The sequence below is a fragment of the Rhizobium oryzihabitans genome (genome assembly GCF_010669145.1).
GTDB classification, from domain to species: Bacteria; Pseudomonadota; Alphaproteobacteria; order Rhizobiales; family Rhizobiaceae; genus Agrobacterium; species Agrobacterium oryzihabitans.
In genome coordinates this window covers 487,895-512,548 of the sequence record NZ_CP048632.1, presented here as the reverse complement: position 1 = coordinate 512,548, position 24,654 = coordinate 487,895, and the positions used below count along the sequence as shown (strand labels likewise).

Genomic DNA, 24,654 nt, shown 5'->3' with positions numbered 1-24,654 from the left:
GTAAGGGAATGTGGCGGATCAGGCGGCGAGCTTGATCGGCGAACCATTGTGGTTTGCGGCAGCCTTTGTCATCCGGCCGGGCTTCATGCTGGGCAGGTCATGAATGACCCGCAGGCTGGTGCCGCCCCGGTCATTCGATGCGATCCTGAAGGTGACGGTGCTTTCCAGAAATGGCGGGATATCCTCCCGCAGCCTGTAGCAAACTTCCTGACCGGGCGTGACATTGATCGCCTCGGGTTCCGCCAAAGCCTCCTTCGGCAACCAGTGTTCGCGAAACGCCGGAATGCTGATCGCGCGCCAGACCTTTTGTGGTGGCTCATCGAGATCATATTCAAGCTCGAGACCGTTTTTCATCGCTTCGGGTGTTTGCCTGTTCATTGGTCCATATCCTTCAGCAAGAGCTTGAGAGCATCGATGCGCTGTGGCCAGTAGGCGCGGTATTTGCCAAGCCATACCGCAATGCGGGTCAGCCCATCCGGATCGACCTCGTAATTGACGAAACGACCCTGCCGCCTCTCAACCACCAGCCCCGCCCCGCGCAGTACCGAAAGGTGCTGCGACATGGCCGGCTGGCTGATTTCCATGCCATCGCGCAAGGCGGAGGCGTTCATGGCGCCATCCGCCAGCTTTTCGAAAATTGCCCGTCGGGTCGGATCGGCAAGCGCCCGGAAAATATCATTCTCTGTCATGAGAACACATAAGCACACACTTATACGATTCGCAAGCCCCTGTCTTCGTTCGGCAAGCCGGCTTCAGCCCGGCCCACCTCGAATAATACTTGTCCTAGTAAGTATTACCGCAAGAATTCCTGCCCGCCTTATCGATTCTTAAACGTTCAACCAGTAACTCATACACCTGCGCGAAATGGTCTCGCTGTCTCTCGCCGGCCGGTCCGGCATGTCCTTGCATCCCCCTATGAAGCAATAGCTAGCGCCGTGCTCCGATGCCGGTGTTTTGGAGAATGAGGATGTTTTTGAAAACCGCTACCGCCCGCAACATGTTCGCCATCGTTTTCGCGGGTGTCTTGACGACCGTCGCGACTGCCGGTGTGCTTTTATGGCTTTCCTATCGGGCGGTGGAAGAACGCTCGATCTCCGAGATGCACAACGCCGCCAATACCAGCGCCGCCAACGTCGAAACCTTCTTTGCGCATGCAACGACGCTGGGCGCGAACATGCGCTCGGCACTCCATACCGAGAAGGAAACCGGCAACCCGAGCCGCGAGTCCATCGATCGCCTGTTCAAACGGCTTCTCCAGGACAGCCCCTTTGCCGTGGGCATCAGCACCGGCTGGGAACCCAACGCCTTTGACGGCAGGGACAAGGAATTCGCCAACGCACCGGGCCACGACGCGACCGGCCGTTTTGTACCCTATTATGCCCGCAAGGACGGAAAGGTGATCGAAGAGGCGCTCGTCGACTACGAGACCCCAGGAGCCGGCGACTACTATCTCGTACCGCGACGGACCGGCAAGGACCTCATGACCGAGCCTTATGTCTATCCCATCAACGGCAAGGATGTCTTCATGACGTCGTTCATGGCGCCGCTGATGTTTGACGGCAAGTTCGGTGGCGTGATCGGTGTCGACATCGCGCTCGACTCCCTGTCGTCCGACCTTGCAAAGCTGAAACCGCTTGGAGAGGGATATATCGCGCTTCTCAGCAAGGACGGCAGTATCGTCAGCCATCCTGATACCAAAACACATGGCAAAGCCCTGAAGGATTCCGGCCTGGACGCGGCCGCATGGCAGGCCATGATCGATAATCCGGGTGTTGCCCGCGAACTGACGGATGCCGCCGGCATCCGCCACATGATGCTGGCCGTGCCCGCCCATGTCCTGCCGGATACGACCTGGTTCACCATCGTCTCGGTACCGAAATCGGTGCTTTTCGCCCATCTCTCGACGCTTGCCCTCACCTCCATTGCCGTCATCGCCATCGCTGCCGGGCTCATGGTCGCGATAGGCTGGTTGCTTGCCGCCCGCTTTGGCAAGCGTCTCAACAGGGTCATCTCCGCAACCAGCCAGATTGCAGAGGGACAGACGGATGTGGATTTGTCCGAAGCCCGCCACCGCGACGAAATCGGCGAAATGGCCCGCTCGCTTGCCGTATTGCGCGATGCGACGATCGCCAAGGTGCGTCTTGAAGACGAGGCCGAGCGCAACCGGGCGCTTTCCGATGAGGAACGGGCGGAACGCGCAGCGGAAGCCGCCGAACGCGACCAGCAGACGCGCGCCGCGGTGGAGGCGCTGGCCGAGGGCCTGCAGAAGCTCGCCGATGGCGACATGACCCACCGTATCGAAAAGACCTTCGCGGGATCGCTCGATCAGGTTCGCCATGACTTCAATGCCTCGCTCGAAAAATTGCAATCGGCACTTTCCGCCGTCAACAGAAACGCCGAGGCCATCCGGTCAGGCTCCGAGGAAATCCGCACGGCTTCCGATGATCTTGCCAAGCGCACCGAGCAGCAGGCCGCCTCCGTGGAACAAACGGCGGCTGCACTGGAGGAGATAACCACATCTCTCAAGGATGCGACGCTGCGCGCCGACGAGGCAGGCCAGCTGGTGGAACGTACCCGCACGGGAGCGGCGAAATCCGGCGAGGTCGTGCGCCGCGCCGTCGAAGCGATGAGCTGCATCGAAAGCTCGTCGCGCGAGATTTCCAACATCATCGGCGTCATCGACGAGATTGCTTTCCAGACCAATCTTCTGGCGCTGAATGCTGGCGTCGAAGCGGCACGTGCCGGCTCGGCCGGCAAGGGCTTCGCCGTTGTTGCTCAGGAGGTGCGCGAACTTGCGCAACGCTCCGCCAATGCCGCCAAGGAAATCAAGGCGCTCATCACCAAGTCCGGCGAGCAGGTCCATATGGGCGTCAGCCTTGTCGGAGAAACCGGCGCGGCGTTGGCGGAGATCGTTGATCAGGTGCAGGAGATCGACCGCAACGTGACGGCGATCGTCCGCTCGTCGCGTGAGCAGACGACCGGGCTGAACGAGATCAGCTCGGCCGTGAACTCCATCGATCGCGGCACGCAGCAGAATGCCGCCATGGTCGAAGAACAGACGGCCGCCAGCCACGCGCTTGCAAACGAGGTGGCAGCGCTGAACCGGCTGATCGCGCAGTTCCGGCTAAGCGAGGGTGAGGTTTCATCCGCTCGGCCGGTCCAGACCGACGGGGCCAGCCAGCATCCTGTCCTCTCGGGCGCCCGCGCCCTCGGCAACAGACTAGGCAGGGCTTTCGCCGCGAAATAGGCTGCCACAGGGCTGCAAGAGACCCGAAGGGTTGCCAAGGGTTTGAAACGCTGAATTGCCATGGCATTTTGCAACCTTGTATGAACGCATTCTGCCCTCGCGCGTTTTCACCCGGCCTGATAATCTTCAGGCCGGGGAGCGATCAAAACAAGTGACTGCATTTACGGTCTTCATTGCCATTCTTCTGCTGGTTGTCGGATCCGGCCTGTTTGTCGTCTTCGGCAAGCAGCGGGAAAAGGCCATTCCCAAACGCCCCTCCACCGCCCTGCCGGTTGCGGAGGATGAAACCAGGCTTGACCGGCACTGGCAGTCGATAAGGAACGGCTGGAGCGAAAAAAACGCACTCTGCCTGCTGCATTCCAACCTTGATGCCTTTGCGGTACGCGTGGCGGCTGCACGCGCGGCGGGACGCAGCCTCGATCTCATGTATTACATGTGGAATGCCGATCTTACCGGACGGCTAATGATGCGCGAAGTTATCACCGCCGCCGACCGTGGCGTGCATGTAAGGCTGCTCCTGGATGATCTCGGCGTTTCGATCTCCGACCGCATCTTCCACGCCATCGACAGCCACCCCAATATCGAACTACGGTTGTTTAATCCCACGAGAGCGCGGGAAAACATTCTCTATCGCAGCCTGGAACTCATCCTTCGCTTCCGGAGCGTCAACCGGCGCATGCACAACAAGGCGTGGATTGCCGACGGACGCGCGCTCATTGTCGGCGGGCGCAATATTGGCGATGCTTATTTCGATGCCGCAGAGCGGGCGAATTTCCACGATTTCGATGTGCTCGGTTTCGGCAGGATCGTTGCCGATGCCACCGAAATCTTCGATGACTACTGGAACAGCGCGGTTTCCGTTCCGGTGCGCTCGCTTCTGGCAAGACGACCGAGCAAGCTTGCGAGATTGCGACGCGAGCTTGACGCCCTGCCGCAAAGCGAGGCCGCTAAACCCTATCTGGAGCGCGTCGAAAGCCAGTATGGCAGCGGCCATTTCCTGATGTCGGATCGCCTTCACTGGGTCGATACCGCCGATGTGCTTGCCGATCCCCCGGAGAAAGCGGCGGGAAAACGCCGCAAGGGTCATAATTTCCTGATGGAAAGCCTGCTGCCGCTGATGCAGGCGGCAAGCGAGAGCCTGCACATCACCTCCCCCTATTTCATTCCCGGCAAACAGGGCGTGGACATTTTCCTGAATCTGGCCGAGCGCGGCGTGTCGGTCGCCATCCTCACCAATTCGCTGGCCGCAACCGATGTGGCCGCCGTTCACGCCGGTTACGCCCGTTATCGAAAACCGCTTCTGCTGGGCGGCGTGAACCTGCATGAATTACGCTCCCAGGCGGACCAGGGCAGCTTCACGCTACGTGGTTCGGGACAGGCGAGCCATCACACAAAGGCCTTCACCCGCGACGGCAAGACCGGCTATATCGGCTCGCTCAATTTCGATCCGCGCTCCGCCTCGCTCAATACCGAAATGGGCGTCGTCTTCAACTCAGCCCCGCTGGTTGCCCGCATGGACGAGATATTCTCCGATGAAATCCGCCGCATGATGAGTTTCGAGCTGGGTATGGACAATGACAACCGTCTCCTCTGGATGACGGAAGAACAGGGTCAGCCAAAAATATACCGGCGCGAACCCGACGCTGCCATCAGCCGTCGGATCATCGCCGGTATCATGCGCATCCTGCCGCTTGAATCACAGCTTTGAGAATGAACGCCGGTCAGGCTGCGGGTCTCACCCCGGCCTTGGCCAATTGTATCTGCACCAGCGTATCGAGGTTCTGGTTCACGCGGCAGTAGAATTCCTCGTCGATGAAGGGCCGCAGCATGAAATCATTGCCGCCCGCCTTCAGGAACCGGGCCGACAGCAGCCGGTTGGTGGAAGAGGAAACGCCGATGATGCGCAGCTCATGCGACCCGCGCACGGTGCGAATGCGCCGCGTCAGTTCGAAACCGTCAATATCCGGCATGTTATAATCCGTCACCACCAGCCCGATGTCGGGATTGGCCTTCAGTATCTCGAGCGCCTTGGCGCCGCTATCAGCAAGGCTGACGCGGAAATTATAACGTTTGAGGCGGCTGGAAAGCAGCGCCCGCGCCGTCGGGCTGTCATCGACGATCAGCACATGGTGGCGGTGGTTGGTGAGAAACCGGCAGACGGATTCCGTCAGCATGTCCACGGCGAAGATATTGTCTTTCAGAATATAATCGACCACATCCTTGGCGATCAGCGTCTCGCGCGTCGCCTCGTGGAAGGTGCTGGTGAAAACGATGGTCGGGATCGAAAGATCGATCAGATATTCCAGCGCCTCGCCCTTTTCCGCCCCCGGCAGATTGATGTTGGAGATCGCCAGCGTCACCGGTTCGGGCGAATGTTCGTAACAGGCCTGCAGCTCTTCAAAAGAGCGGCACACTTCCACCGTGACGCCCAGCATCTCCTTCAGGCGCATGCTCACCATCTGGGTGAAAACGTTGCTGTCTTCCGCAAGCAAGATGCGGTTATTGGTAAAAGGCACGCCCGAATATTGCATGCCCGTAATGCCGAGAAAATTCATCCTGCCCCAGTCCCCCGTCGTATTTAAGGGAAAATAGCAGGCGCGTTTTGCAGAATAATTAATGACACTTTTGCCGGCAAACGAGTTACGCACATGCTTACCTAAACGGAAATACGGCCCGCAAGGGCCGTATCGTCAGTGCGGATAGAAGCGGTCTCAGGCGCGCAGCAGCGCATTCTCCGTATCGAACGGGCTTTCTTCCACCACTTCGGCATCATAAAGCGTGCCGAGAATGCGGATTTTCAGCTTCGTGCCGATTGCCGCATATTCCGGTTTGAGCATGGCGAGCGCAATCGACTTGCCGATGCGCCAGCCAAAACCGCCGCTGGTGACACGGCCGGCAAGAGCGCCGCTCTCGTCGGAGATCGCTTCAGACCCACGCGCGTCCACATCCGTATTGCCGGTAACGGTCAGCGTCGAGAACACCCATTTCACCCCGGACTCCTTGTAGGCCACAAGCGCATCGCGGCCGATGAAGCTCTTTTCCGGACGCAGAAAGCGGTCAAGGCCGGATTCATAGGCGTTATATTCCACCGAAAGCTCGCGCCCCATATTGCGATAGGACTTTTCAAGCGACATGGACACCATGGCGCGGATGCCGAACGGCTTGATGCCGAATTCCGCACCTGCCTCCATCAACCGGTCGAAGATGTAGTTCTGCATTTCGATCGGATGGTGGAGTTCCCAGCCAAGTTCACCCACGAAATTGACACGCAGCGCATGCGCCGTCGCAACACCGACGGAAATCTGCTTTGCCGTCAGCCACGGGAAATCCTTGTTCTCGAGGCTGGTGCGGGTCAGTTTTTTCAAAAGATCGCGCGACTTCGGACCGGCAAGCACCAGCACGCCGTATTTCTGGGTGATCGGCTGCAGCACCACGGAACCGTCGGTCGGGGCAAGCCGACGCAGCACGTCGTGGTCATGCGCCTCCAGACCACCGGCCGAAACGAGATAGAACCGGCCCGGAGCCCATTCATAAACGGTGAATTCCACCTTCACGCCACCATTCGGCGTCAGAAGATGCGTCAGTGCGATGCGGCCGCGCTTCTTCGGCACGATGTTGGCCAGAATGCTGTCCAGCCATGCGCGCGCACCCGGGCCGGAGACTTCCATTTTTGCGAAGGCCGACATATCAAGCACGCCGACATTCTGGGTGACGTTCTTCACCTCATTGCCGACATGTTCGAAATAGTTCGAACGACGGAACGACCATTTCTCGACGATACGGCCATCATCCAAGGCCGGCGCATGGTTGTGGCTGGTGATGACATCGGCACCCACGCCAAGGTCTTCCTCGCGCAGCGCATAACCTTCCGGCGCATACCAGTTGGCACGCTCCCAGCCATAAACGGAGCCGAACACGCCGCCAAGCTTCTTCAGACGGTCATAAACCGGTGTCGTCTTCAGCGGACGCGCGGCGGAGCGCTCTTCGTCCGGATAATGCATGGTGAAGACGTTGGCATAGGCTTCTTCGTTCTTGGCGATGAGATAGCCTTCCGTAGCGTAAGGCCCGAAACGACGCGGATCGACACCCATCAGGTCGAGCGTCGGCTCACCATCGACGATCCATTCGGCCAGCTGCCAGCCGGCGCCACCGGCGGCCGTGATGCCGAAGGAATGGCCTTCGTTCAGCCAGAAATTCTTCAGCCCCGGTGCGGGACCGACGATCGGATTGCCATCAGGTGTATAGGCGATAGCGCCATTATAGACCTTCTTGATACCCACTTCGCCGAAGGCTGGAACGCGCACCATCGCCGTTTCGATATGCGGCATCAGGCGGTCCAACTCCTCCTGGAACAGCTCATATTCGCTGTCATCCGAGGGACCGTCGACATAACAGACCGGCGCGCCAACCTCGTAAGGACCGAGGATCAGGCCGCCTGCCTCCTCGCGCATATACCAGGCCGAGTCGGATTCACGCAGGACACCCATTTCCGGCAGGCCCTGACGGCGGCGTTCCTGGATGGCCGGGTGCGGCTCGGTGACGATATATTGATGCTCGACCGGGATGACCGGAATATTGATGCCGACCATCTCGCCGGTCTTGCGGGCGAAGGAGCCCGTGCAGGAGATGATATGTTCGGCGATGATCTCGCCCTTGTCGGTCGTCACCTTCCAGTGACCGTCTTCCAGCTGCTCGATGGCGGTGACGGTGGTATTGCGATAGATCGTCGCCCCACGGTCACGCGCGCCCTTGGCCAATGCCTGCGTCAGATCGGCAGGCTGGATATAGCCGTCATCGGGGTGCTGGATGGCACCGAGCAGGCCGTCCGTCTCGCAGAGCGGCCAGATTTCCTTCACCTGCTCCGGCGTCAGCATGTTGACACGCACGCCGATGGTCTCGGCAATACCGGCATAATACATATATTCGTCCCAGCGATCCTTGGTGCGGGCGAGACGTATGTTGGAGACCTTGGAGAAGCCGACATTCATGCCGGTCTCTTCCTGAAGCTCCTCATAGAACTTCACGGAATATTTGTGGATCTGGCCGACGGAGTAGCTCATGTTGAACAGCGGCAGGAGACCGGCCGCATGCCAGGTGGAGCCAGACGTCAGTTCTTTGCGCTCAATGAGAACGCTGTCGCTCCAGCCCTTTTTGGCAAGATGATAAAGCGTCGAGACGCCGACAACGCCGCCACCGATCACCACCGCCCGTGCATGTGTCTTCATTTCCAGAACCCCTAAAAAGCGCCGGCATAACCTGCCGTGCCGCCAAATCGATGGGAGGAATATGAAGCGACCGGCCGCCGTTCAGCCGCCTGATTGCGACATGGCCATAGGGTGCTGCGACAGGGGAGAAAATGCCTGCGCCAGACTGGCTTTCACACCGCCGACGCCCTTGCGAGCAGCGGCGAAGGTTTCAGGAATATTCGGTGCAAAACAGTTCGAGGATGTCGACCCGTTCAGAACAAGCAATTCAAGGATCGACTTCAGCGACTACCTGTTCTGAAGCTGCATTTGCAGCCCCGGACATCCGGGCCGTCCAGCTTCAAACCTTTGAGGACGTCATTGCCGGGAACGATGATCGTGTCCCTGAACATTGGGCCTCCCGGCAGATTGTGTATCCCGCCGCCACCACCCGGCGGAGGAGGTGGCGGAGGATTACCACCACCGCCGCAGGGCGGAATGCGATAGATGCAGTCGGCCGTGAATTGCTCAAGGCCTCCGGCAGTTACAGAGGGACTAGCCGCATCCTGCGCATTTGCCAGAAACGGAAAAAACACACCGAAGAGAAAAATGGTCTTTCTCATTTCGCAACCTCCTGCGAAGATGCACAAATCTTCGCGCGATCTTTCACATCCTTACCGGCAGCGGCTTTTGCCGCGGCGTCCAGCCACGCTGGCGTACTGTTGCGCATACCGATGGAAACGCTCTTGAAGCCGATGACGAGCGGTCGCGCAAATTGGCGGTCGGAAAAGAGGCCGGAACTGTTTATGCTGCTAATACTGTTGTCTTTGCCCGACATATCCTCGGCGTTAACCTGCCCGCCCTGCGGCTGACTGGTCGCCGCCGCAGCCGCGTCAGCCATTTCCTTTGATGTATCCCTCTTGACACCCCGCGCATCGAGAAAGGCCGAGCGGCCCCGGCCATTGGTCACCTTCACCCCACGCGTCAAAAATGCCTGGCGCACAACCAGCAAGCGGATATCGTAAATATAGCGCGAACCACAATCTTCAGTTTCTGCGGTTCTCAAAATGTCACGGCTGAGAATATAGGACAGTTTTTCGCGAAGATATTCGTCGGCACAATAGACCTTGGTATTTTCATCATCGCAAAAGCTCATCAGCGCGCTTTGCGCATGAAAAGGGTTGATCGCGTAGGTCTGGACATTCTGAAGCTCGATCTCTTCGATATCCGCCCGCGCACCGCCAAAGGCGATATTGCGCAGAACCCCGCCATGCCTTCTTTCCGTTCTATCTTGATGACCGGAAAGAGCGCATCCTTCACCTGCAAGCCCGACGTCGTTCCTTCGGTTGTGACCTCAGTGCGGGGCTGAGACACCGTCAGCCCCTTTTTATCGTCCAGCCACGTGCTGTCACCAAAATAGGGCGCGTCTGATTTAACCGCCAGATATCCCCTCAAATTCGGTATTTGAGTGATCTTGACGTAGCGCCCGATAAAGGATTCGCTTTCCAGATCGCGCGGCAGGGACTTGAACTTGTGGCCGGAATCCACAACCTCCGCAATGATATCCCCCACATAAATATCCTCCTGCGGCGGATAGACCGGCTCTATTCCCAGTCTGCGGATAGACTCGTTCCAGCGTTTCGGCAGGTAATCGTCGGTCACATCCGTCTCGCCCATCAGGAAAAACAGACCCGCGGAGCCGATAACGATGCCTGCCGCCAGCAAGGACGCCCTGGTGGCATGGGGTTTTCCCCATGCCCAAACACCCTTCAGCTTTTCCATCAGAGACGCTTTTACTGGAACTTGGCCCGGAGGCTGGGCAGGCTGGGCAGGCTGGGCAGGCTGGGCAGGCTCATCGACTGGATCCGGCATGTGAACCCCGACAGAAAAATAAACTAAAGAATAACCACAATATATCTACTTAAAGTTTATTCATCAATACAGTCATTACGGGTATTTCGATTATATTTTTGCGACAGGCGACGGGCAGATCGTTGTGAAATCCGCAGGCGATACATCCCTCAGCAGCCAGGCCGGGTTTTGCCAGCCACCCATCCCGCGTCCGCCATTTTCCAACACCGGCAAGGCTACGGCGCAGTCGCCAGAACCCTGCCGATGCAGCCCACCATCATTTATCCTTGCCAACCAGCTTTGGTGTCGCCTTCGTTTCCGAAGCGGTCTTGTCGCCCACCCCGGCGACATCTTTTTCCGTCGTTCCAGAGGCGGGCGATGCGGCGCCCGTATGCGCGGCCACCGCCTTCTCGCCCTCTTCCGCAAGCAGCGCCGCCAGCATTTGCGGGTTGGCGTCGCCTTCCACGTGGATATTGAGGTTGCGCTGCGGGAACGGAATATCGATCCCCTCCTCGCGGAAACGTTTGAGGATGGCGATCCTCAGCGCGTTTTTCACGCCAAGCCCGTTTGACAGATCTGCAAGGTGGAAACGCAATTCGAAATCCAGCGAAAAATCGCCGAAACGCAAAAATTCCACATGCGGCTCGGGGTTGCGCAGCACCGGCGGCTGGGCGCGCACCAGTTCCAGCAGGATATCCATGACCTGCTGCGGATCGGAATCGTAAGCCACGGAAACCGGAATTTCCGCGCGCATGATACGGTTGCGGTGTGTCCAGTTGCCGACCGATGAATTGATGAATTCGGAATTCGGCACGATGATCGACTGGCCACGGAAGGTTTCGATTTCCGTCGCGCGCACGGAAAGCCGTTTGACGGTGCCTTCCGTCGTACCTGTCACCACCCAGTCTCCCACCTTGAAGGGGCGTTCGACCAGCAGGATGAGGCCGGAGACGAAGTTCGAGACGATGTTCTGGAGGCCGAAACCGATACCGACGGAAAGAGCGGAGGCGACCAGCGCCAAGCTGGATAGGTTGAGGCCGGCGGAGGACACGCCGAAGATGGCCGCAACCGCGATGCCGAGATAGCCGATGCCTGTTTTGACCGAGTTGCGCACCCCGGCATCCACCTGCCCGCGCGCCATGACGTTGTTGTCCAGCCACTTCTGGAACCAGCGCGTGATGATGTAGCCGATGGCGAAGACGAGGACGCCGCCGAACAGGCCGATCAGCGAGATGGAGGCATTGCCGACGGTGATGCCGGTCAGCAGGCGATAGGCCCAGCTTTCAATGTCGCCCGGCTGGAACCCCCAGGAAAACAGGATGAGCGGCACGCCGAAGGCAAGTGCCACGGCATAGATGCCAAGCCCCGCGGCAAGACCGGCCTGATCGAGCGCAACCGGACCGAGACCGAAACGACGCCCGAGATAACGGCCGGCAAGGGATTCCGCAAAGGCCCCCTGCCTCGAAATCGCCTTGCCCGAGAGAATGCCGATATACATCGTTGCGAGCACCGCACCCGTGGCGACGATCTGCGTGGCAAGGAAGCGCGCCAGCCCGACATAACCCGTGAGGCAGGCGCCGATGAGCACGAGGCCGCCGACACGCAGCAGGATGACGAGCCAGCGCGGCAGGCGCTGGTTGGCGGTCTCGTAATCCTGCCCCTCGCCGATCATCGGGCGCAGGAACGAAACGGTGAGCAGGATGATGCCGATGATGATGGAGGCAACGAAGCTCTTGGCGACGGTGACGATCAGCGGCGAATAAAGCGTCTCGCTGATCGTGCCGAACAGATAGTCGAGGCCGTTGACCAGCGCCATCAACAGCACTGCCGAAGACAGCGTATGCGCGCCCTTGTTGGAAACCTGCAGCAGCCGCCATTCCGGCTGCGTCGGCGCAAAGATCGCATAGCTCAGACGCGACACGAAATAAACGAAGCCGGTGATCGCCATGGCCCCGAACAGGATCGGCGCTATATCGGAGCGAAGCACGTTGAAATTATCGAGGAAGAACGCCGATGTCACCAGGAACAGGAAAAGCGAGAGCGACTGCACCATGGTTGACCAGAAGGCCACCGAAAGCCGCCGAAGATAGGAGGGCTCGCCGGTAAAGGCGCGCCTGTCCATGCGGCTGCCGAAGAAGCGATAACCACCCACCAGAAACAGCAGCGCCGCCATGATCGACAGCACCACGGCCCCGAACATCGGCAGGCGCTTGTAGTTCCAGACGAAGCCCGCCCAGCTGCTGAAGGCATTGTTGAGGTTAGTCAGTTCGGTCAAGAAGGCGGAAGACGCATCGCCCAAAGTCTGGGCGGAGACTTCCGTGCGTTTGAACAGGGTGGCGGCGAAAAGCGCACGGCGCACCGCGGTGATATTGTTGGATATCTGCGCGGCATTGGTGGCGGTGCTCTCCACCTCGCCGGCAATCGCGTTCACCTCCGCCCGCTCCGCCGTCAGCCTGGCGCGCTCTTCGGTCACCATGCTCGCTTCCGGCGGCTGGCCATCGGCAGGTGGCTCGCCAAGCGCCTCAAGGCGCGTCTTTATCTGGTCGAGACGGGTGCGCAGCTTGGTGTTGGTGGCGGAGGCATCGGCTGCAATGGTATCTGCGCGTCCCTTCAGGTCCACCAGCTGCGCGTCGTCGCTGCCGCCCGCCTCCACCTGCTTGGCGATCGCCGAAACATCGGCCTTCCATTTTTCCAGATCCGCTCTTGCCTGCTCGACGGCGGAGGCCTGGATCACGACCGGTGCGGACGGCGTTGTCCCTTCCTGTGCGGAGACAGGCATTGCCGACAGGAAAAACCCGCCAAGCAGGGAAAGCATCATGGCCATTATCGCGGCCATGGCGGTCTTTCGCCGCCGGCCGGACGCCTGTCCGCCCATCACGCGCCTGTCGTTTATCAATCCGCCAACCATCAACCGCACATCCATGCCTTTCGTCTCTGAACACCGCTTCAGGCTATTTACCGCCTGCAGCGAGGAAAACCACCCGCATAAAGCGAGGTTTTCGGGTGTCTGCCTTGCTTTTCACCACGAGAATCATCACCTTTGATAGTGCAGCAAACATGGGAGGAAATCATGGAATCTGCTGGTATTGGCTGGATCGCAGCTATCATCATCGGTGGTGTCGCCGGGTGGCTCGCCGAACAATTCATGAAAAGCAATATGGGTGTTTTCATGAACATCCTTCTTGGAATCGTCGGCGCGATCGTCGCCAACGCCATATTGTCGGTTTTTGGAATCGTTTTGACCGGCTGGATCGGTTACCTCATCGCCGGCTTCATCGGCGCCTGCATCCTCATCCTTATCGGCCGAGCGTTCAGACGCGGATGAGGAAAATGAAAAATCCGTAAAAGCCCGGATTTCCAGACTTTTCCAGCGCGACTGAAATTTTTTCGTCACAAAAATCGAAGAAATTTCATTTCCGCGCTGGACAAGCCCAAACTTCCCCTTTATAGCCCCCCTCACACCGCCACACGGTGTCGGTCGGGTGATTAGCTCAGTTGGTAGAGCAGCTGACTCTTAATCAGCGGGTCGTAGGTTCGAGCCCTACATCACCCACCAAATTCTCTTGAAATGATAAGACGTTGCGATGCTTACTTGAAGCATCGCCTTAGCGTATGCGGGTACGCGTCGCGCTCTCGGCAATGCCTGCGCGAGAGGCGCCACCCGTCACCCAAGACACCGGGCACCCCCGTCAGATCCCCCCCGCAAAGTCTACAACTTCGTTTCCGTCACGCTTTTTGCGCCGATGAATCGCGGCTCCAATGGTCGACCGGCAATACGGCCGCCGAATTCCTCGGTGAAAGGAACCGGCGCGGCCTGCTTCACCGCATTGATGGCGGAATCGATAAAGGCCTGCCGTCTCGGGCTCTCCTCCTGCGGGCGCGAGGCAACGACGACGACCTTGCCCCTTATCTCCCCGTCCTTGTGCAGAACGAAGCGCAGCGTCACCACAAGACCCTCGGTATCTTCCGGCGGCACCCAGCAGGCGTATATCGCATCGAACATTTCATTGAGGTTGCTGGCCGGCGTCGGATCCTTGCATTGCCGCGACTGGCCTGAAGCCTGCGTCAAAGCACCTCCAGCCAGGATGGCCAAGGCCACGAGCCCCGACAGATGAAGGCCGCGTGACACCAAAAACAAGCGATTGAACAAATCAAATATCCTTTATCGAAGAAGGCGCCTCGGTGGCCGTTGCTCATAAATTTCTAAAATCTTTGCCGCCAGTAAAAAGCTTGAAAGCGCCGTGCATCGGAAATGTTCAAACACCTAACTTCACCGTAACAACGAAATACATCATGAAATAATAGATAAAAATAACAATAAAACAAATAAATTGGAAATTTATACGGAAATAAAAATCGATTATATGAAAATATATTAATTAAGAAACCGAAATAAGTAAAAATTACCGAAATCATAATTTTAAAAACTCATGCTATATTTATGTGCTGTCAAATATCGTAATATCTTCAGAATACAACGCCATAAACACGACTTCGCCCCTTAACCAAAGCGCGCAGTTTGCATTGCAAGCCGCCTGTTTGGCTGTATGCATTGCCCTGCCAAAACATTGGGCAAAGGGGGACTTCATGAAATCGAAATGGGTAATGGCGGCATTTTTCGGCGCGGCGATGACGGTTGCGGGTGCGGCACAGGCGGAAGACCTTGTCTTCACGCTGAAGAACGGGACAAGCTCCGTTCTCAACGCCTTCTACACGTCGCCGGTGGGCGTCAATGACTGGGAAGACGATGTTTTCGGAAAGAAGGCGCTTGGTCCCGGCGAAGAGATGGAAATCACCATCGCCGACGGCCGCAGCGTCTGCAAATACGACATGCGCTTCGAATTCCAGGGCGACGCGCTGGAAGACCTCGAGGATACGCAGAACCTCTGCGAACTCGGCGAATATACCATCACCGAGTAACATCTCCGGTAATGGCGGCCCTGCCCGACAGAGGCAGGGCTCGCACAGGCACAACGGCGTTCAACGCCAGCTTTTCAGCAAACTCGACAAAACGATAAATATCGGCGTCACAGCACTGCCGATCTCCCCAAAGCCGTCTCAATCATCCCTATGATTGGCGTCATGAGATTGATCATCAACATATTGCTGTTCGTCCTCGGCGCAGTCGGGAGCGGGGTATGTGCGTTTTTGTTGTCGGCGGCGCTTGCCGATTCCGGACTTCTCGGTTCCTGTTTTGAGGGCAACTGCGCCTATGCGGCGCTTTTTATGGTGCTGCCCGTCGCGTGGTTCGTGCTTTTTGCGCTTTACGTCATGGCCCTGCTGGTCTGGAGGCGAAAGCCGTTCCGCAATGGAAGGCTCTGAAAAAGCGCATGGCAGCGTCACCGCTACCGCGCGTTCGTTGACAGCGATCAAGACTTGCCGGTAACGTCCGCCTGCTGGGGGATTCGCTGCCAGTGATATGGGAGCCTTAGGGCATACCCGATATCACCGGCCTCTGAATGTGCATGTTCCGATTTGCGTTTCGCGTAACGATCGGCATGACGGAAAACAGGGAGACCAAACGATGCGGGCGGCTATTAATTCTCCATCGCTTTCTATCGACACCATGGACTATCAGGCCGAGTGCCAATTCGCGCTGGAACCCTCCATTCAGGGGCTGATTGAAAAAGCGGAACATGCCGGCTGGAACCGCCAGCAGGCCGCGCTCGCCATCGTCGCGCTCGCCAGCGAACATTTGACCGATCTGCTGTCGGCAGGAATTCCCTTACCGGATCAACGCCCCTGTCCTGATATCCCCCGCCAGTCGCGGCGGATCAGCGCCCGGCATCCCTGGCACCTCATTCCAAAAATCGATCGACCAGACCGGAGCTCACCGTCCTATCCGCAGGGATATTCGGCGCTCCGCTGCCTCGACCCGCGACGTTGTGGCGGCGGCCAGCTATTGCTCCGGTCCGCACAAGCCGCCCGCCGGCGATCCTGCCACACTGTTGACATAAGCGGCCATTAATGAGAACATAAAGTGAACATTATGGAGGTCAGCGATGAACACAGCAGACGCAACCATAGAAAATGCCCTCTCGGTCGTCGCCCGGTCCCGCGATATGCGCGAGCGCGCGCTTGAGCGCCGCCGCGAGTTGCAGCGGCGAACGGAAGTCATCATAACCCGGCCGCTCTACGTGCTAAAAAAGAACGAAGGGCCAAAGCAATTGTCGTTGAAACTCGACAGTTAGACGGTGTCATCAGAAATGGCGGACCGGGTTGCAGGATGCAGCACCGCAAAAGCGAAGATCGCTCGTCCACCTGCCTCGCAAAAACAAAATCCCGTGCGGATCATGTCACGCACGGGATTTTCAGAATGAAGAGGTCATTGTCTCGTCTTATTGCATGCGCTGCATTGCAGCTTCTGGCTCACCGGTCGTTGCAACCGTTGCCGCGGGAAGGCGATCGGTCTTTTTCAGGATGACGACTGGCTTTTCCACCGGATCAGTGGGTGGAACGATGCTTGCGGTTTTGAATTCACGGTCGACGGCAGGAACGGACGCGTTGATCTTTTCATGACCGGCGCATTCCGCAAGCGCTGCACTGGCGGAAAAACCAAAGACAGCGGCGATAATGAGAACTGATTTCATGTCATTCTCCCTTCGCTTTTATGGCGATCTCCAGTCTAGGTGGAGACGACCCTGATTGAAAATCACACTTTAGAGACATCTAAAGCTCTGAATCATTTCGGCAGTCGTCGTCTTTGATGGGCGGTGGAGCACCGATACTGTCCTGGCGCCCTTATTTTTTCCGCACATCCAGCGGATTTCGGCAAAGCGGCCTGCGAAATATCATCGCCACATAACTTCCTTTCAGGGAAATCAGGCTTGGTGTGTAAGTCGAGGCCTTTGCTGCGTTGGCGGCCTTTATCGTTCTTCCTTCAGAGGAATTCTGCTGCATGGCACGCCTCCTTCCATGAGCGATAACGAAAAAACACTCGTCTTGTTCCGATCACGGTTTCGTTGGTGTGCGCAGGAGAAACAAACGCGTCGCCGCGTGTTTCTTCTCCCGTCGGGGAGAAGATGGCCCGAAGGGTCAGATGAGGGGGCAAGCTCTCCGCACACCTCTACCCTCTACCCTCTACCCTCTACCCTCTACCCTCTACCCTCTACCCTCTACCCTCTACCCTCTACCCTCTACCCTCTGCCGCGACCTTCTCCCCGGCGGAGAAAAGAAACAGGCGGCATCCTGCCCGTGACATCGACTGCCTTAGCAATGCCTCGCGCTTGAAAATTTCGCCCAAAACCTCTATATGACCCAGCGCGAGGACGACCTCGGCCATCATGGCGACAGCATGCGGGACGGCCCGGTCACATACCGGAGAATAAATTGCGTTCCCTGCAAGATCGTATCCGCCACGCTCTCAGCTTTGAAATCATCGGCCTTCTGCTCGTCGTGCCGCTGGGCGCGCTCATCTTCGGCATGCCCATGGAGGATATCGGCATCGTTGGCCTCGTCAGCGCCACGCTCGCCACGGCCTGGAACTACATCTACAATCTGGGATTCGACCACGCCATGCAGCGGCTGAAAGGCACGACGCTGAAGACGCCGGCCATCCGCGTCGCCCATGCGCTGCTGTTTGAACTTGGCCTGCTGATCGTGCTGATGCCCTTCATCGCCTGGTATCTCGGCATCACCCTCGCCCATGCGCTGGTCATGGATATCTCGTTCGCGCTGTTTTACGTAGTCTATGCCTTCGTCTTCAACTGGAGCTACGACCGGCTTTTCCCGCTCCCGGAATGGCAATCGCAGGATGCCGTCTGAACAGCGGCGCTGCCGGCAGGAAACGGCTGCGTTTCAGCGCAGCGATGCCTTGAAAAAGCTGACGACATCCGCGTTGAAGCTGCGGTGAAACGCCATTCGGTCAAAGCCGGAAGCATCGCTGCAGATCTGCGGCACGGCTTTTTCCATCTCGGCGGGGCAAGGTGCAATGAACGAAAAGTGCCCCGCACCCGTCACCGTCCGATAATCCGGTTTCACCGGCAGATCATCGCGCAGCCTGACAATATCCTGCGGCATGACGCCATCGCCACCGCGCTCCGAACTCCAGAGCTGGACGGGGACCTTGATGCCGAGCAGATCGCTGGCGCCGGGAAAGGCGTTCAGAGGGTCTGCAACGACCACAGCCTTCACGCGCGCATCGTGAACCCGGTCTTTCGCAGTAGCGCCCTTGTCCCGCATCTGCGCACAAAGCGCCGCTTGTTCATCCGGACACGGCAGCCCGGCATTTGCGAAATCCGGCACAGCACCGGCAAGCACCAGTGCGGTATATCCGCCCCGTGAAAATCCGAAGACACCGATCCGTCCCGCATCGATGGAACCGGCCTCTTTCCAGTTTGCCAGCATATGGTCAAGCAGGCGCACAATGTCTGCCGGCCGGTCGGTCAGCGCAGAGAGTTCGCCTGCCCGCTTCATGTCAATCGCATTGTCGCCGGGATGATTGAGCGCTGCGACAATGAAACCGGCATCCGCCAGCGCCGCCGCCGTATCCCTATGGCTGAAATAGGTGCCGGCGAAACCATGGGAAATGACGACAAGCGGATATTGCCCCTCAATGATCGGGCAATCGCGCACGGCAGGCAGCACGAAGGGACCGATCCGTATCTCCACCGGCGCTGCCGCACAGGGTGACCAGACGGCAGCCCGGATCGGGGCTTTGCCGTCAGCGGATGGAACCTCGATCAAGCGCAGGCCGGCCGCCATGGCGGCATTGGTCCCGAAGAGCGCGGAAACGAGCAGAAGGCAAAACGGCACCAGAAATCGCATGATGAACCTGCAGATCGAGAGATTGCACGCAAGGCAAGCCTATGGAGCGGCCTCACCGCACCATAGGCTGATTTCTTAAATCCGGTATGACCCGCCCGCGAGGCTTAAAGCGACTTCAGCGTCCAGGCCACGATCTCGCGGGTGGCGGCGGCAAAGGCCTGATCCAGCGCCTTCACGAAATTGGCGTTGCCAGAACCGCTGACGCGGGCGCTGGCGCGAAATACCTCCTGCGCCTTTACCGTGCCGTTGCGATCATTCAAGAGCTTCACCGATATTTCGATATTCGCAATATTTTTTGCCGTATCCACCTCGAAGGCGCGGATATCGCTGACGACCTGGTAGTCGATTGCCAGCCCCTGCCCCGGCCGGCCGACGCCGCCAAGCTTGCCGGTATCCTCGAAGGCTTCCACGAGCTTGGACTGCACCATGCGCGGCAGGCGGTCGCTCCATTGCGAATTGCCGAGATATTGCACCTCCGAGCCCGAAAGACGCACCACGATGTTTTCGCTGTCGAGCGCCTTGAGCGCGGTCGGATCGGCGATCAGCAATTGCCGGTTTTTGAGCGAGGGTCCCTGCATCACCGTTGCCGAAGACACGGAAAGGTCGAACGTGTCGTTCTTCGGCGCACCCGCGCAGCCTGCCAATGCCACGGCAAGCAGCGGGGCCAGAAGCAGGGCGCGGCGTTTGTGGCCGCTCATCAATCGTGTCATTGGCCCATACCCCTCTTAGCGCCTTGTTCTGCCGTCATATTGTTTCACGGTTTCGCCGCCGAAAATCAACCGCTGCGGATCCCGGTCAATATTGGTGATGGCATTGTTCAGATTGTCGACGGTCACCCGCGTGCTGCCGATCAGCGCCTGGAAATCCTTCAGGCCCGAGCTGGAGAAACGGGTCAGGTTGTCGGCAATCGGCCCGATGCGGGCATTGAGATTGTCGGCCACGGCCTTGAACGATGTGAGCGTTTCACGCGCCTTGGCAAACAGCGAATTGGCGTCATCGGTGCCGAGCATGCCGTCCACCTTGGCGAGAATGCCGTCGACGCGGCTGGAGGCAAGGTTCAGCTTGCGGCCCATTTCGGTAAAGTCGGAAACCGCCTGATCGATATCGGCGCGGCGGGCACCGACGTCATCGGCGATCCGTTTGAAGTTCGCCACGGCGTCACGCGCATCGGCGGTCGCCGCGGAAACATCGCCCACCACGGTGCTGACCTTGGCGGGATCGACGGAGGCCAGAAGCTCATCCGCGCGCTTCACCACGGTCTGCACTTCGGTGCTCGCCGCCTCGAAATTGCGGGCCGTGCTCTGCACCGTTTCCATGATGCCCTGAATATCGCTGGAAGCAGAAGCGACGTCCTTCGTCACCTTGTCGACATTCGACAGGATGGAATCGATCTTGCCGGCATCCACGGCCTTCACCAGATCCTCGATGGCCGTCAGCGTGCCGTCGAGACGCACCGAGACCGACTGCACGGTGGTGGACAGCGAGCTGAGGCTGGCGATGAAATTCTTGATGCCGTCGGAATTGGCCGCCAGCGCATCGGAGAATTTCTCGGCATTGCGCACCGTCTGCGTCAGCGGGCCACGCGCATCCTGCACGAAGCCCTGCAATTCGCCGATGGCGCCATCGGCACGCTTCAGAATCTTGTCGGCGGTGGCAAGAAGGTTGGTGACGCTGGAAAGGTCGGCCGTCAGCTCGGCGGGAACGCCGCTTTCGACAGCCTTCTGCAGAATGCGCTCGCCATCCTTGTTGCCGCCGGAAAGCTCGATATAGGCCGCACCCGTCAGGCCCTGGATTTCAAGCACGGCGCGCGTGGACGGGAAAACCGGGGCATCGGCCTGCACTTCGGTAAAGGCGATGGAATAGGCCGGGTCGTCGCGGTCGATGGCAAGGCCGCGCACGGTGCCGACAGGAATACCGTTGAAGCGCACGGGAGAACCGACGGACAAGCCGTTGGCCGAACCGGGAATACGCACGACAAGCTGCGCCGTCGGGCCACCACGGCCGAATTCCGCCATCCAGTAAACGAAGCCGAATGCGGCAGCGATCACGATCAGCGTGAAAATTCCGACTATGGTGTAGTTCGCCTTGGTTTCCATGCTTCTTGTTACTCCACCGGATTTTCGTGTCTGCCGTCCGGAAGAACGACAGAGCGCGCCCGTTTGCCGCGGAAATAGGACTGCACCCATGGGTCGTCACAGGCAAACATGTCCTGCAATGTCCCTTCCACCAGCACCTTCTTCTGGCCGAGAACCGCGATGCGGTCACAGACGGAGAACAGGCTGTCGAGGTCGTGCGTCACCATATAGACGGTCAGGCCGAGCGAATCGCGCAAGCGCGCGATCAGCATATCAAATTCCGCCGCCCCGATGGGATCGAGGCCGGAAGTCGGCTCATCAAGGAAGACGAGGTCGGGATCGAGCGACAGCGCCCGGGCAAGCGCCGCGCGCTTGATCATGCCGCCGGAAAGCTCGGACGGGTATTTATCGCCCGCATCCGGTTTCAGCCCCACCATCTCGATCTTGAGATAGGCAAGTTCATCCATCAGCTTTTTCGGCAGGTCCAGATATTCCCGCATCGGCAGCTGGATGTTTTCCTTCACCGTCAGGCCGGAAAACAGCGCCCCCTGCTGGAACAGCACGCCAAGACGCTGGTCGAGCATCATGCGGTCGTCTTCACTCGCCTTGTCGTAATCCTTGCCGAGAATGCGGATCGCACCCGCCTGCCGCGGCAGGAGCCGCAAAATCGCACGCATCAAGACGGATTTGCCCGCCCCGGATGGGCCGATGAAGCCCAGGATTTCGCCGCGATAAACATCGAGATCAAGGTCTTCGAGCACATTCCGACCGTTGAAACCGACGGTCACGCCCTCGACGGAAAGCACCACCTCACGGCCGTCTTTTCCGGTTTTGGTCTCATGCGGTTTCTGGTCCAGGGTTTCCAACGCGCCCTCCTTAAAAATCGATGGCTGCGTAGAAGATGGCGAAAAGACCATCCACCAGAATGACGACGAAGATCGACTTCACCACCGAGGAGGTGACGTGCTGGCCAAGCGATTCCGCCGAACCGCCCACCTTCATGCCCTCCACCGCCGCAACGATGCCGATGATGAGCGCCATGAACGGCGCCTTGATCATGCCGGCGGCAATGGTCGATTCCTCGACAGCGCCGTGCAGGCGCGACAGGAAGACCTCAAACGTGATGCCGGAATAAAGCAGTGCCACGATAGCAGCACCGAAAAGGGCTGCAAAATTGGCGAGAATGGTCAAGAGCGGCAGCGCGATAGTCAGCGCTACCAGCCGCGGAAACACCAGCACGCCGACAGGGTTGAGACCGATCACCTTCAGCGCGTCGATCTCCTCGCGCATCTTCATCGAGCCGATTTCCGCCGTGATCGCGCTTCCGGACCGGCCGGCGATCATGATCGCAGTCAGGAGAACGCCGATTTCGCGCAATTGCAGAATGCCGACCAGATCGACGACGAAGACTTCCGCACCGAAATATCTGAGCTGGAACGCGCCCTGCTGGGCAATGATCGCGCCGATCAGGAACGACATCAGCATGATGATCGGCACGGCGCGCACGCCCATATGGTCGATCTGGTTGACGATCGCCGCAGGCGACACGCCTCGGCCGCGACCGAGCTTCATCTGCGCGCCGCGCACGGCGGAGCCGAGAATATACATGCCGGCGAGGAAATCCGCGCCGTTCTGAACCACGGCCTGGCCGATCGGCGCGAAAATACGCTCCACCAGCCCCGGCCTGGCGACGGGCTCGGCCTCCATCTCCGCCTTGTCAGGCAATTGGCCGATGACGTCTTCGATCCGGTCGTTGCCGGTCAGCGTAACGGTTGCGCCGTTTGCCTCAAGGTCCCTGCGCAGACGCTGGATAATCCACGCGCCTGTCGTGTCGATGGCTTCGACGGCGGAAAGATCGATCTCGACGGCGCCGCCGGATTTGCTTTTTTCGATCCGGTCGAGGCTTTCAAAAATTCCGGAGAGATTGCTGTTGCGCCAGGAACCACTCATGACATAACGCAAACCGCCGCCGGAGACGCTGTCGTCTTCGGTGATTGCGGCCGGGTTCGCCTGTTGCCGTGTGTCCTGTTCTTGCATAATGCTCCGAGCGAGTGCAGCCGTCACGAGATTCTTAAAGGTTTCATAACGTTTCGGTCTCCGGCAAGCCACAGTGACGGCCGACAATTCGTGATAAATTTGGCGTCATGTGTCTTTTGTCGCCCAATCGGAAGTGAAAAAACATGCCCCGTTACCTGCAAGCCACAACACAACGCTTCCCCGTCGCCGGCAGCTTCACCATTTCGCGCGGCACCCGCACGCATGCGGATGTCGTAACGTGCTCCATCCGCGATGGTTCCTTCACCGGCCATGGCGAATGTGTGCCCTATCCGCGTTATGGTGAAAGCATCGACGGCGTCATTGCCGATATCGAGGCTATCGCGGAGCAGATCGCCGACGGCCTGACGCGGCAGGAACTCCAGCAGGCGATGCAACCGGGCGCCGCCCGCAATGCCGTCGATTGCGCGCTGTGGGATCTCGAGGCCAAGATCAGCGGTAAAAGCGCTTCCGAGCGCATCCTCGGACGGGCTGCAGAACCGCTCGTCACCGCCTACACCATCTCGCTGGCCGACCCCGAGACCATGGCCGCGAAAACGGCGGAAAATGCAGGCCGCCCGCTGCTGAAGATCAAGACCGGCACGGCGGACGACGAAGCGCGCCTGCGCGCCGTGCGTGCCGCAGCCCCGCAAGCGCGCATCATCATCGATGCCAATGAGGGCTGGAATGATTATAATATCGAATATTATCTGCGGCTTGCAGCGGAACTGAAGATATCGCTGATCGAACAGCCGCTTCCCGCCGGCAAGGACGCCATCCTCGCCCGCATCGACCATCCGGTGCTGATCTGCGCCGACGAAAGCGTGCATTCCACCCGCGACCTCGCAGGCCTGCGCGACCGTTACGATGCGATTAACATCAAGCTCGACAAGACCGGCGGGCTGACCGAAGCGCTCGTCATGAAGGCGGAAGCGGAGCGCCTCGGTTTCACCATCATGGTCGGCTGCATGCTCGGCACCTCGCTCGGCATGGCGCCTGCGGTGCTGGCCGCTCAAGGGACAGCCTTCGCCGATCTCGACGGGCCGCTGCTGCTGGCCGAGGACCGGCAGCCGGGCCTCGTTTATGAGGGTTCGCTGGTTTATCCCGCACGGCCGGAATTGTGGGGGTAAGCCCCGGCTATTGAAGGCGGAGAAACAAGGCGCGACATCACCGCTGGTTTCTTCTCCCCACCGGGAGAACATGGCCCGAAGGGTCGGATGAGGGGGCAAGCTCTCTGAATATCTCTACCCTCGCCCCCTCATCCCGCTGCCGCGACCTTCTCCCCGGCGGGGAGAAGACACAAGGGGTACGCACTCGCCTCGCATGAAGGAGCTGAGGCATGTCTCTAAAGGGTCGCTGATTTATCCGGCCTGCTGGAAATTGAGGGCGCCGCTCTCGCGCGGGCCAAGGCTCTCGCACGCTAAGAATGACGAGACTGCGCGCCGTCATTCCATCCGCGCTCGCTTTCACGAAAAGCAAACGGCGAATCTAAACCTCA

26 protein-coding genes and 1 tRNA gene are annotated in these 24,654 nt (G+C 59.0%); 11 read left to right on the top strand and 16 right to left on the bottom strand.

Annotated elements, in window-relative coordinates; genetic code table 11:
* Positions 1-18: 18 nt before the first annotated feature.
* Positions 19-378 (bottom strand): SRPBCC family protein, encoded by a 360-nt coding sequence (locus tag G3A56_RS03005; RefSeq protein ID WP_082184313.1) that lies wholly within the window; start codon positions 376-378, stop codon positions 19-21.
* Positions 375-689 carry an ArsR/SmtB family transcription factor gene (locus tag G3A56_RS03000; protein WP_082184314.1) on the bottom strand — a complete coding sequence of 105 codons (315 nt, stop codon included), beginning with the start codon at positions 687-689 and terminating at the stop codon, positions 375-377. The genes G3A56_RS03005 and G3A56_RS03000 overlap by 4 nt, the downstream gene beginning before the upstream one ends.
* A gap of 278 nt (positions 690-967) precedes the next feature.
* Between G3A56_RS03000 and G3A56_RS02995 the strand changes: the two genes are divergently transcribed.
* Together G3A56_RS02995 and G3A56_RS02990 are read left to right on the top strand one after the other, a co-directional pair.
* Positions 968-3,247 carry a methyl-accepting chemotaxis protein gene (locus tag G3A56_RS02995; RefSeq protein WP_082184315.1) on the top strand — a complete coding sequence of 760 codons (2,280 nt, stop codon included), beginning with the start codon at positions 968-970 and terminating at the stop codon, positions 3,245-3,247.
* Between the two features lie 151 nt (positions 3,248-3,398).
* Complete coding sequence (locus G3A56_RS02990) at positions 3,399-4,955, top strand: phospholipase D family protein (RefSeq protein WP_164056165.1); 1,557 nt, start codon at positions 3,399-3,401, stop codon at positions 4,953-4,955.
* Between the two features lie 13 nt (positions 4,956-4,968).
* On the opposite strand, the gene G3A56_RS02985 is transcribed toward G3A56_RS02990, so the two are convergent.
* From G3A56_RS02985 to G3A56_RS02965, 6 genes are all read right to left on the bottom strand, one after another.
* Complete coding sequence (locus G3A56_RS02985; protein ID WP_003495796.1) at positions 4,969-5,802, bottom strand: response regulator; 834 nt, start codon at positions 5,800-5,802, stop codon at positions 4,969-4,971.
* A 156-nt stretch (positions 5,803-5,958) separates the two neighbouring features.
* On the bottom strand, positions 5,959-8,472 hold the full coding sequence (locus G3A56_RS02980; protein WP_082184316.1) for a GcvT family protein: 2,514 nt from the start codon (positions 8,470-8,472) through the stop codon (positions 5,959-5,961).
* Positions 8,473-8,732: 260 nt separating this feature from the next.
* Positions 8,733-9,053, bottom strand: a complete 321-nt coding sequence (locus tag G3A56_RS02975; protein ID WP_164056164.1) for a hypothetical protein — start codon at positions 9,051-9,053, stop codon at positions 8,733-8,735.
* Positions 9,050-9,586 (bottom strand): hypothetical protein, encoded by a 537-nt coding sequence (locus G3A56_RS28730; protein ID WP_246231117.1) that lies wholly within the window; start codon positions 9,584-9,586, stop codon positions 9,050-9,052. The genes G3A56_RS02975 and G3A56_RS28730 overlap by 4 nt, the downstream gene beginning before the upstream one ends.
* Positions 9,586-10,302, bottom strand: a complete 717-nt coding sequence (locus G3A56_RS28725; protein ID WP_246231115.1) for a hypothetical protein — start codon at positions 10,300-10,302, stop codon at positions 9,586-9,588. The genes G3A56_RS28730 and G3A56_RS28725 overlap by 1 nt, the downstream gene beginning before the upstream one ends.
* A gap of 256 nt (positions 10,303-10,558) precedes the next feature.
* Entirely contained in the window at positions 10,559-13,117 is a 2,559-nt protein-coding gene (locus G3A56_RS02965; protein WP_425503356.1) for a mechanosensitive ion channel family protein, read from the bottom strand.
* On the opposite strand from G3A56_RS02965, the gene G3A56_RS02960 reads away from it, so the two are divergent.
* The 3 genes from G3A56_RS02960 to G3A56_RS02950 all read left to right on the top strand — a co-directional run bounded on the left by G3A56_RS02960 (position 13,098) and on the right by G3A56_RS02950 (position 13,837).
* Positions 13,098-13,325, top strand: a complete 228-nt coding sequence (locus G3A56_RS02960; RefSeq protein WP_003495785.1) for a hypothetical protein — start codon at positions 13,098-13,100, stop codon at positions 13,323-13,325. The genes G3A56_RS02965 and G3A56_RS02960 overlap by 20 nt on opposite strands.
* Before the next feature lie 26 nt (positions 13,326-13,351).
* On the top strand, positions 13,352-13,606 hold the full coding sequence (locus G3A56_RS02955) for a GlsB/YeaQ/YmgE family stress response membrane protein (RefSeq protein WP_035223217.1): 255 nt from the start codon (positions 13,352-13,354) through the stop codon (positions 13,604-13,606).
* Between the two features lie 155 nt (positions 13,607-13,761).
* Positions 13,762-13,837 (top strand) — tRNA-Lys (locus G3A56_RS02950).
* Between the two features lie 153 nt (positions 13,838-13,990).
* Here G3A56_RS02950 and G3A56_RS02945 read toward each other — a convergent pair.
* Positions 13,991-14,350 (bottom strand): energy transducer TonB, encoded by a 360-nt coding sequence (locus G3A56_RS02945; RefSeq protein ID WP_246231113.1) that lies wholly within the window; start codon positions 14,348-14,350, stop codon positions 13,991-13,993.
* 518 nt (positions 14,351-14,868) lie between these two features.
* Here G3A56_RS02945 and G3A56_RS02940 point away from each other — a divergent pair.
* The 4 genes from G3A56_RS02940 (at position 14,869) to G3A56_RS02925 (ending at position 16,472) form a co-directional block, all read left to right on the top strand.
* The gene (locus tag G3A56_RS02940; RefSeq protein WP_003495781.1) at positions 14,869-15,201 is read left to right on the top strand and encodes a hypothetical protein; all 333 of its coding nucleotides are present in this window, start codon (positions 14,869-14,871) and stop codon (positions 15,199-15,201) included.
* Positions 15,202-15,351: 150 nt separating this feature from the next.
* Positions 15,352-15,603, top strand: coding sequence for a hypothetical protein (locus G3A56_RS02935; protein WP_003495780.1), 252 nt, complete (start codon positions 15,352-15,354; stop codon positions 15,601-15,603).
* A 202-nt stretch (positions 15,604-15,805) separates the two neighbouring features.
* On the top strand, positions 15,806-16,249 hold the full coding sequence (locus tag G3A56_RS29575) for a hypothetical protein (protein WP_246231111.1): 444 nt from the start codon (positions 15,806-15,808) through the stop codon (positions 16,247-16,249).
* A 34-nt stretch (positions 16,250-16,283) separates the two neighbouring features.
* Positions 16,284-16,472 (top strand): hypothetical protein, encoded by a 189-nt coding sequence (locus G3A56_RS02925; RefSeq protein WP_020012681.1) that lies wholly within the window; start codon positions 16,284-16,286, stop codon positions 16,470-16,472.
* Positions 16,473-16,619: 147 nt separating this feature from the next.
* Here the strand turns inward: G3A56_RS02925 and G3A56_RS02920 are convergent, their stop codons facing one another.
* Entirely contained in the window at positions 16,620-16,871 is a 252-nt protein-coding gene (locus G3A56_RS02920; RefSeq protein WP_003495777.1) for a hypothetical protein, read from the bottom strand.
* Positions 16,872-17,022: 151 nt separating this feature from the next.
* The gene (locus tag G3A56_RS28370; RefSeq protein ID WP_167373899.1) at positions 17,023-17,181 is read right to left on the bottom strand and encodes a hypothetical protein; all 159 of its coding nucleotides are present in this window, start codon (positions 17,179-17,181) and stop codon (positions 17,023-17,025) included.
* A 429-nt stretch (positions 17,182-17,610) separates the two neighbouring features.
* Between G3A56_RS28370 and G3A56_RS02915 the strand changes: the two genes are divergently transcribed.
* A complete protein-coding gene (locus G3A56_RS02915; RefSeq protein WP_082184317.1) occupies positions 17,611-18,045 on the top strand; it encodes a PACE efflux transporter in 435 nt (144 codons plus the stop codon).
* A 33-nt stretch (positions 18,046-18,078) separates the two neighbouring features.
* On the opposite strand, the gene G3A56_RS02910 is transcribed toward G3A56_RS02915, so the two are convergent.
* The 5 genes from G3A56_RS02910 to G3A56_RS02890 form a co-directional block, all read right to left on the bottom strand.
* Entirely contained in the window at positions 18,079-19,047 is a 969-nt protein-coding gene (locus G3A56_RS02910; RefSeq protein WP_082184318.1) for an alpha/beta hydrolase family protein, read from the bottom strand.
* A 104-nt stretch (positions 19,048-19,151) separates the two neighbouring features.
* Complete coding sequence (locus G3A56_RS02905; RefSeq protein ID WP_425503355.1) at positions 19,152-19,745, bottom strand: ABC-type transport auxiliary lipoprotein family protein; 594 nt, start codon at positions 19,743-19,745, stop codon at positions 19,152-19,154.
* A gap of 27 nt (positions 19,746-19,772) precedes the next feature.
* Positions 19,773-21,143, bottom strand: coding sequence for an MlaD family protein (locus tag G3A56_RS02900; RefSeq protein WP_059760131.1), 1,371 nt, complete (start codon positions 21,141-21,143; stop codon positions 19,773-19,775).
* Positions 21,144-21,151: 8 nt separating this feature from the next.
* Entirely contained in the window at positions 21,152-21,988 is an 837-nt protein-coding gene (locus tag G3A56_RS02895) for an ABC transporter ATP-binding protein (protein ID WP_003495768.1), read from the bottom strand.
* 10 nt (positions 21,989-21,998) lie between these two features.
* Positions 21,999-23,159: an ABC transporter permease gene (locus tag G3A56_RS02890; protein ID WP_082184320.1), complete on the bottom strand. Its 1,161-nt coding sequence runs from the start codon at positions 23,157-23,159 to the stop codon at positions 21,999-22,001.
* Between the two features lie 143 nt (positions 23,160-23,302).
* Between G3A56_RS02890 and dgcA the strand changes: the two genes are divergently transcribed.
* Positions 23,303-24,286, top strand: coding sequence for an N-acetyl-D-Glu racemase DgcA (dgcA, locus tag G3A56_RS02885; protein WP_082184321.1), 984 nt, complete (start codon positions 23,303-23,305; stop codon positions 24,284-24,286).
* Positions 24,287-24,654 lie beyond the last annotated feature (368 nt).

Coding starts and splice junctions, on each gene's coding strand:
- G3A56_RS02995 (WP_082184315.1), top strand. CDS start 968: ATGTTTTTGAAAACCGCTACCGCCCGCAACATGTTCGCCATCGTTTTC.
- G3A56_RS02920 (WP_003495777.1), bottom strand. CDS start 16,871: ATGAAATCAGTTCTCATTATCGCCGCTGTCTTTGGTTTTTCCGCCAGT.
- G3A56_RS28730 (WP_246231117.1), bottom strand. CDS start 9,586: ATGAGCTTTTGCGATGATGAAAATACCAAGGTCTATTGTGCCGACGAA.
- G3A56_RS29575 (WP_246231111.1), top strand. CDS start 15,806: ATGCGGGCGGCTATTAATTCTCCATCGCTTTCTATCGACACCATGGAC.
- G3A56_RS02975 (WP_164056164.1), bottom strand. CDS start 9,053: ATGAGAAAGACCATTTTTCTCTTCGGTGTGTTTTTTCCGTTTCTGGCA.
- G3A56_RS02980 (WP_082184316.1), bottom strand. CDS start 8,472: ATGAAGACACATGCACGGGCGGTGGTGATCGGTGGCGGCGTTGTCGGC.
- G3A56_RS02905 (WP_425503355.1), bottom strand. CDS start 19,745: ATGAGCGGCCACAAACGCCGCGCCCTGCTTCTGGCCCCGCTGCTTGCC.
- G3A56_RS02890 (WP_082184320.1), bottom strand. CDS start 23,159: ATGCAAGAACAGGACACACGGCAACAGGCGAACCCGGCCGCAATCACC.
- G3A56_RS02900 (WP_059760131.1), bottom strand. CDS start 21,143: ATGGAAACCAAGGCGAACTACACCATAGTCGGAATTTTCACGCTGATC.
- G3A56_RS02935 (WP_003495780.1), top strand. CDS start 15,352: ATGATTGGCGTCATGAGATTGATCATCAACATATTGCTGTTCGTCCTC.
- G3A56_RS03005 (WP_082184313.1), bottom strand. CDS start 378: ATGAACAGGCAAACACCCGAAGCGATGAAAAACGGTCTCGAGCTTGAA.
- G3A56_RS28370 (WP_167373899.1), bottom strand. CDS start 17,181: ATGCAGCAGAATTCCTCTGAAGGAAGAACGATAAAGGCCGCCAACGCA.
- G3A56_RS28725 (WP_246231115.1), bottom strand. CDS start 10,302: ATGCCGGATCCAGTCGATGAGCCTGCCCAGCCTGCCCAGCCTGCCCAG.
- G3A56_RS02910 (WP_082184318.1), bottom strand. CDS start 19,047: ATGCGATTTCTGGTGCCGTTTTGCCTTCTGCTCGTTTCCGCGCTCTTC.
- dgcA (WP_082184321.1), top strand. CDS start 23,303: ATGCCCCGTTACCTGCAAGCCACAACACAACGCTTCCCCGTCGCCGGC.
- G3A56_RS02965 (WP_425503356.1), bottom strand. CDS start 13,117: ATGGCCGCGATAATGGCCATGATGCTTTCCCTGCTTGGCGGGTTTTTC.
- G3A56_RS03000 (WP_082184314.1), bottom strand. CDS start 689: ATGACAGAGAATGATATTTTCCGGGCGCTTGCCGATCCGACCCGACGG.
- G3A56_RS02940 (WP_003495781.1), top strand. CDS start 14,869: ATGAAATCGAAATGGGTAATGGCGGCATTTTTCGGCGCGGCGATGACG.
- G3A56_RS02925 (WP_020012681.1), top strand. CDS start 16,284: ATGAACACAGCAGACGCAACCATAGAAAATGCCCTCTCGGTCGTCGCC.
- G3A56_RS02955 (WP_035223217.1), top strand. CDS start 13,352: ATGGAATCTGCTGGTATTGGCTGGATCGCAGCTATCATCATCGGTGGT.
- G3A56_RS02985 (WP_003495796.1), bottom strand. CDS start 5,802: ATGAATTTTCTCGGCATTACGGGCATGCAATATTCGGGCGTGCCTTTT.
- G3A56_RS02960 (WP_003495785.1), top strand. CDS start 13,098: ATGGCCATTATCGCGGCCATGGCGGTCTTTCGCCGCCGGCCGGACGCC.